9 protein-coding genes are annotated in these 6259 nt (G+C 71.6%); 6 read left to right on the plus strand and 3 right to left on the minus strand.

The annotated features are described in order from the left end of the window. Positions 1–141: 141 nt before the first annotated feature. Together C1I92_RS32350 and C1I92_RS32355 are read right to left on the minus strand one after the other, a co-directional pair. On the minus strand, positions 142–1347 hold the full coding sequence (locus C1I92_RS32350) for an ABC transporter permease (protein ID WP_111258742.1): 1206 nt from the start codon (positions 1345–1347) through the stop codon (positions 142–144). Beyond that, on the minus strand, positions 1347–2285 hold the full coding sequence (locus C1I92_RS32355) for an ABC transporter ATP-binding protein (protein WP_111258743.1): 939 nt from the start codon (positions 2283–2285) through the stop codon (positions 1347–1349). Before C1I92_RS32355 ends, C1I92_RS32350 begins: the two co-directional genes overlap by 1 nt. Before the next feature lie 268 nt (positions 2286–2553). Here C1I92_RS32355 and C1I92_RS32360 point away from each other — a divergent pair, with 268 nt between their 5' ends. Next, positions 2554–2853: a DUF4193 domain-containing protein gene (locus tag C1I92_RS32360; RefSeq protein ID WP_111258744.1), complete on the plus strand. Its 300-nt coding sequence runs from the start codon at positions 2554–2556 to the stop codon at positions 2851–2853. 16 nt (positions 2854–2869) lie between these two features. Here the strand turns inward: C1I92_RS32360 and C1I92_RS32365 are convergent, their stop codons facing one another. Continuing rightward, a complete protein-coding gene (locus C1I92_RS32365; protein WP_158564401.1) occupies positions 2870–3328 on the minus strand; it encodes a DUF3093 domain-containing protein in 459 nt (152 codons plus the stop codon). A 51-nt stretch (positions 3329–3379) separates the two neighbouring features. Between C1I92_RS32365 and C1I92_RS32370 the strand changes: the two genes are divergently transcribed. The 5 genes from C1I92_RS32370 to C1I92_RS32390 form a co-directional block, all read left to right on the plus strand. Beyond that, complete coding sequence (locus tag C1I92_RS32370; protein ID WP_233507536.1) at positions 3380–3904, plus strand: PaaI family thioesterase; 525 nt, start codon at positions 3380–3382, stop codon at positions 3902–3904. Then, positions 3901–4380 (plus strand): dUTP diphosphatase, encoded by a 480-nt coding sequence (gene dut / locus C1I92_RS32375; protein ID WP_233507537.1) that lies wholly within the window; start codon positions 3901–3903, stop codon positions 4378–4380. The genes C1I92_RS32370 and dut overlap by 4 nt, the downstream gene beginning before the upstream one ends. An 18-nt stretch (positions 4381–4398) precedes the next feature. Then, positions 4399–5097, plus strand: coding sequence for a DUF3710 domain-containing protein (locus C1I92_RS32380; protein ID WP_111258747.1), 699 nt, complete (start codon positions 4399–4401; stop codon positions 5095–5097). A gap of 36 nt (positions 5098–5133) precedes the next feature. Further along, entirely contained in the window at positions 5134–5520 is a 387-nt protein-coding gene (locus C1I92_RS32385; protein ID WP_199521815.1) for an OB-fold nucleic acid binding domain-containing protein, read from the plus strand. Between the two features lies 1 nt (position 5521). Next, positions 5522–6259: DUF3159 domain-containing protein (locus tag C1I92_RS32390; protein ID WP_111258748.1), on the plus strand; the 738-nt coding region annotated here is incomplete at its 3' end.

A 6259-nucleotide genomic window follows, 5' to 3' on the forward strand; every position in this document is an offset into this window, starting at 1 on the left:
CATCACCACCGCCCAGATCGCCACCGCCTGACCAGCCCACCAGCACCGGACCCCGACAAGCCGACAACCCAAGAACCACCAACCCGAACCACACCGGTCAGCTACAACCACAAAGAGCAACAGGCTCTATGGGTGGTTGGATCATTGATGATCATGGGAGGTGCGGCGGCGGGCGGCCCAGGCGTCCTTCAGTGACACCTTCGCGCCCATGCGGAGCACCGCGCCCTCGTACACCCGCGCCGCCAGCACGACGAGGACGGCGATCAGGGCGAGCATCAGGCCCAGCGCCAGGGCGACCTCCCAGCCGGCGGCGTCGCCCCGGGCCATCCGCAACGGCATGATCAGCGCGCTGAACGGCGGCACGATGCTCAGCACGCCCGCCGCCGGGGTGTCGGGGTTGAGGAAGACGAAGAACGCGCCGAAGTACGACACCATCATCAGCGTGTTCACCGGTGTGGTGACGTTCTGCAGGTCCTCCTGCCGGGAGATCCGGGCGGCCGCCGCCGCGGACAGCGACGCGTAGGCGGCGAAGCCGAGCACGAACCAGCCGAGCGCCGTCAGCACCGGCGAGATCATCGGCCCGCTCAGCTCCACCGCGCCGAGCGCCGCCGCGATGCCCAGGCCGAGCCCGCCGATCAGCGCCAGCTGCACGAGGCCGAGCAGCCCGATCCCGATGATCTTGCCGGCCAGCAGCGCCCGCGCCGGGATCGTGGACAGGATCACCTCGACCACGCGGCTGGACTTCTCCTCGACGACGCCCATGGCGACCCACATCGAGTACGTGATGAGCTGGCCGAACAGGATGATGGTGCCGAAGAAGGCGATGCCGCCGCGGGTCTCGCGCTCGTCTGCGTCGGGGTCGAGTGTCACCGACCGGAGGGTCGCCGACGTCAGCGCCTCGGACACCTCGGCCGGATCGATGCCGGCCGACTCCAGCGCCCGCGCGCCCTCGACCTGGCTGTACGCGTTCTGCAGGACGGCGCTCAGCGAGTCGTCCAGCGACTGGTCGACATAGACGGTGTCGCCGTCGAGGTAGGCGTCGATGTCACCGTCGCGGGTCAGCCGCTCGGCCTCGGCGGCGTCGTCGACGGAGCGGAGGCTCACCTCGACGTCGGCGACGTCGGCCTGGCGCGAGACCGCCTCCTGCAGGCCGGCCGGCTCGCCGACCAGCGCGACGTCGTAGCTGTCAGAGCCGAGGTCGGTGAAGCGGGGGAGCAGCACGACCACCGCGATGATGCCGAGCGTGATCAGCAGCGAGACGAAGAACGAGCGTTCCCGGATCCGCTGCCCGAACTCACGCTGCGCGACCAGCGTGACGGCCTCACGGAACGACAGGGGGCGCGACATCAGGCGGCCTCGACCTTCTCCGAGGTGGCCGGCTCGGTGGCCGGCTCGGCGACGACGGAACGGAACAGCTCGGCCAGCGTGGGCCGCACCGGGGTGAACTGGCGGACCGGGCCCAGCGCGCGGGCCGCGTCGAGCAGCGCCTGGTCGTCGCCCGGCGGCGGCAGCTCCACCAGCGCGTCGTGACCGGCGTCGTCGACGACCACCAGGCCGGGCACCGCCGCCGTCAGCGACGACACCCAGCCGGCCGGCGCGTCGACCGCCACCCGGAACCGGGGCGCCGACGTGCCGCGCAGCTCGTCGACGCTGCCGTCGGCGACCATGCGGCCGGCCCGGATGATGCCCACGGCGTCGCACAGCCGCTCGACCAGCTCCAGCTGGTGGCTGGAGAACACGACCGCCGCGCCGGCGTCCACCCGTGCCCGCAGCACCGCGGCCATCGCGTCGACGCCCATCGGGTCCAGCCCGCTGAACGGCTCGTCGAGGACCATGACGGCCGGATCGTGGACGAGCGCGGCCGCCAGCTGCACCCGCTGCTGGTTACCGAGTGAGAGCGATTCGATGCGATCTGACGCACGTTCGCTCAGAGCGAGCGCGTCGAGCAGGTCCGATGCGGCCTTCGCGGCTGTGATGCCTGCCACACCGTGCAGCCGTGCGAGGTACACGAGATGCTCGTGCACCTGCATCTTCGGGTACAGCCCGCGCTCCTCGGGCATGTAACCGAACTCACGCCGGATGTCCTGGTCGAGGGGGGTCCCGTTCCACCGGACGACGCCGGAATCGGGCTCCAGAACGCCCAGGATGATGCGCATCGCGGTGGTCTTCCCGGCGCCGTTGGTGCCGACGAATCCGTACATCTGCCCTGGTCGGACCGTGAACGAGAGATCGTCGAGGGCCACGACGTCGCCGTAGCGGCGAGACAGCCGGTCGAGCTCGAGCATGCGGTTCCCTCCGGTGCTGACGGTCCGATGACAGCCTGCCGCCTGGAATGGTGACATCTCTCGTCCTCCAGAACGGTGTCCTTCGTCGGTCCAGAGGACGACACGAAATCCCACAGTGCGGGGTGTCGTGCCAACGGGGTAACGGATCAGGCAGAATCTCCCGCTCGGAGCGGGCACAACCGCGGGCTGTCGTGCGTTACAGAGGCTCGGAGTCCAACCGGCCCGGCCACGGACCATCACGACGCGCCCAGTGAGGGGGAATAGATCAATGGCAACCGACTACGACGCGCCACGCAAGACCGACGAGGATCTGTCCGAGGACTCGCTGGAGGAACTGAAGAACCGGCGTATGGACAAGTCGTCGGGCATCGTCGACGTCGACGAGTCCGACCTGAACGAGTCCATGGAGCTCCCAGGAGCGGATCTCTCGAACGAGGAGCTGGCGGTCCGAGTGCTGCCGCGGCAGGCTGACGAGTTCACCTGCTCGCAGTGCTACCTCGTGCACCACCGCAGCCAGCTGGCGAAGGAGAAGGACGGGATGCTCATCTGCCGCGACTGCGCGGCCTGAGCCCCATCCGAACCCCTCACCGGCCGGCGGTCTGACGCGCCGCCTCGAGCTCGGCCACGAGCCGCTCGGGGCGGCGTGTCGACACCAGCCAGTAGGGCGTCGGGTCGGCGTCGTCGTCGACCTCGATGCGCACCACCCCCGGCACGTAGCCGCGGATCGCCACGTAGGCGCGGCGGTCGAGGCCGGGACCACGAGCCGTCCGCGCCGCCTCGCCGGTGAGCGCCTCGGCCGGGCCGAGCGCCGTCAGCGGCAGCCGGGCCCGCCCCACGCTGACCCCGTCGGTCCCGACGGCGATCGTCAGCGACCCGTAGCGCAGCAGCGCGGCGGCGCCGAGCGCCAGCGCCGTGCCCGCCGCCGGCAGCGACACCCGCGCGCCGAACGGCAGCTCGTAGACCAGCCAGAGCGAGGCGACCATCCCGATGAGCAGCAGCCACCACAGCGGCGGGACCACCAGGCGTTCGCGGTAACGAGTCACTCCAGCAGGGTGCCACGGATCGCCGGAGGCGAGCGGGTAGGGTCGTCGATCGTGACCGAACGGCATCCCGACGCGCCGGCGCCGGGCACCACGATCGCCTCGCACTATCGCATGTGCGTCGGCTGTGGTCCGGACCATTCGACGGGGCTGCGCGTCAGCGTCGTCGCGGGCGAGGGCCTCACCGTCGCCGGCGCCTTCACCGTCACCGACGACCACCAGGGCGCGCCCGGCCTGGCCCACGGCGGCATCCTGTCGCTGGCCTTCGACGAGGTGCTCGGCTCGCTGATCTGGCTGATCGGCAAGCCGGCCGTCACCGGCCATCTGGAGACCAGCTACCGCCGTCCGGTCCCGGTCGGCACGACGCTGTACATCGACGCGGCGGTGGACGGCAGCGAGGGCCGCAAGATCTTCATGTCCGCGACCGGCCGCGAGAACGCGCCCGACGGCCCGGTCAGCGTCACCGCGTCGGCCACGTTCGTCGTCGTCCCGCCCACCCATTTCACCGACCACGGCCGCCCGGTGGCCGCGTCGGAGCTGTCCCCGGCGGCCGCGAAGGTCGCGGAGGTGAACCCGTGACCGACTTGCCTGTCGACGTCCTCATCACCCGGCTGGACCCGGACGTGCCGCTGCCCGGCTACGCGCACCCCGGCGACGCCGGCGCGGACCTCGTCACGACCAGCGACGTCAGCATCGCGCCGGGGGAGCGGGCGATGGTGGGCACGGGCATCGCGATCGCCCTGCCCGCGGGATACGCTGCATTCGTCCACCCGCGATCGGGGCTCGCGCACCGGCTGGGGGTCAGCATCGTCAACACGCCGGGCACGGTCGACGCGGGCTACCGGGGCGAGATCAAGGTGGTGCTGGTCAATCACGACCTGCGGGAACCGGCGGTGTTCGCGCGCGGCGACCGGATCGCTCAGCTGGTCCTCCAGCGCGTCGAGCAGGCCCGGTTCCACGAGGTGGAGCGGCTGCCCGGCTCGGCGCGGGGCGACGGCGGGTACGGGTCGACGGGCACGGCAAGCCAGGCCGGCGACAGCGCCGGCGGCCGATGAGACGAAGGGAACACTCAGGTGTGGGGACGGCGGCGCCGCGACGGCGATGAGGACGAGCCCGAGGTCGAGGAGACCACCAAGGCCTCGTCGGCGCCGGGCGTGGGGGAGTCCGGCGAGTCAGACGACGCCAAGAGCGACCGCTCCGGCGGGCCGTTCGACGAGTCCGAGGTCGAGCTCGACGACGCCCGCAAGGGCCGGGTCGACCTCGGCGGGCTGCTGGTCCAGGCCGCGCCGGGGATGAAGCTGCAGCTGCAGGTCGACCAGCGCACCGGCAACGCCACCAGCGCCGTCCTCGCCATCGACGACGCCGCGGTGCAGCTGATCGCCGTCGCCGCGCCGCGCAGCTCCGGCCTCTGGGCTCAGACCCGGCTGCAGATCGGCGAGGACGCCAAGCGCCGCGGCGGCCGTGCCGAGGAGGCGCCCGGCCCGTTCGGCACCGAGATGCGGCTGGTCGTGCCGGTCCAGGCGCCCGACGGCAAGCAGGTGCTGCAGCCGTCGCGGGTGTCGGCGATCGACGGGCCGCGGTGGATGCTGCGGGCCACGTTCCTCGGCAAGGCCACCAACGACGCCGCCACCTTCCAGCGCTTCGTCGAGCTGGTGAAGCAGACGGTGGTGATCCGCGGCCAGGCGCCGATGGCCCCGGGCGACGTCATCGTGCTCAAGCCGCCGGCCGGCAACCGGCCGGCGGTCGACCCGTCCCAGCCGCTCCAGGCCTGAGCTGCCGGTTTGCCGCGGCGGACTACTCTCATAACTGTGGAAGAGAACACCGGGCGCCGCGGGCTGTGGGGCGCCATCACCCGGTGGGTCGCCTCCGACGAGGAGGTCGAAGCCGAGGAGTTGCGCGACGACGCGCGCGAGGCCGGTTGTCAGCCGCTGGCCGAGACCCAGGACCGCACCACCGTGCGCGTCCGCGGCGTGCTGCAGTCGGTGACGCTGCAGCCGCGTCTGGGCACCCCCGCCCTCGAGGCGGACTTGTACGACGGCACCGGTGCGGTGACACTGGTCTGGCTCGGCCGGCGACGCATCGCCGGCATCAGCTGCGGACGCCGGCTGGTCGCGACCGGACGGGTGGCCACGCTCGACGGCCGCAGGGTCATGTACAACCCGAGATACGAGCTGCTGCCCGCAGGCTTGGAGTGAGATGAGTCAGAGCGATCCCGGCGCCCCCGACCGTGCCGGCCGGCAGAGCTGGGTCCAGGCACTCACCTCCGACGAGCGGTTCAGCGCCCAGAACGTGCTCGGCCCGGCCGCGCTGCTGGACGCCGGGCTTCCGCTCGCCCTGTTCACCGTCGTGTACACCGCGGCCGGCCGCAACCTGACGCTGTCGCTGTGGGTCGCGCTCGCCTCGGGCGCGCTGCTCGCCGTCATCCGGCTGCTGCGCAAGGAGCAGATGCAGAACGTCATCGCCGGCTTCCTCGGCGTCGGCATCGCCGCGTTCATGGCCAACCGGACCGGCCGGGCCGAGGACGTGTTCCTGCCCGGCCTGCTGATCAACGTCGGCTACGGACTGGCCTACCTCGTCTCGATCGTCGTCCGCTGGCCGCTGCTCGGCGTGTTCGTCGGGCTGGTCTCCGGCCAGGGCACGGCCTGGCGCCGCGACCCCGCGCTGCTGCGCGCGTACACCCAGGCCAGCCTGCTGTGGGTGGCGATGTTCGCGCTGCGGCTGGCGGTCCAGGTGCCGCTCTACCTGGCCGGCGAGGACCAGATCGGCTGGCTGGCCGGCGCCCGGCTGGTGATGAGCTGGCCGCTGTTCCTGCTGGTGGCGTACCTGTCCTGGCTGATCATCCGGCCGGCGTACCGCGCCTTCCAGGAGCTGGCTCTTATACACATCTCCGAGCCCACGAGACTAGCGCTCATATCGTATGCCGACTTCTGCTGG

The sequence above is a fragment of the Jiangella anatolica genome, assembly GCF_003236295.1.
Classification (GTDB): Bacteria; Actinomycetota; Actinomycetes; order Jiangellales; family Jiangellaceae; genus Jiangella; species Jiangella anatolica.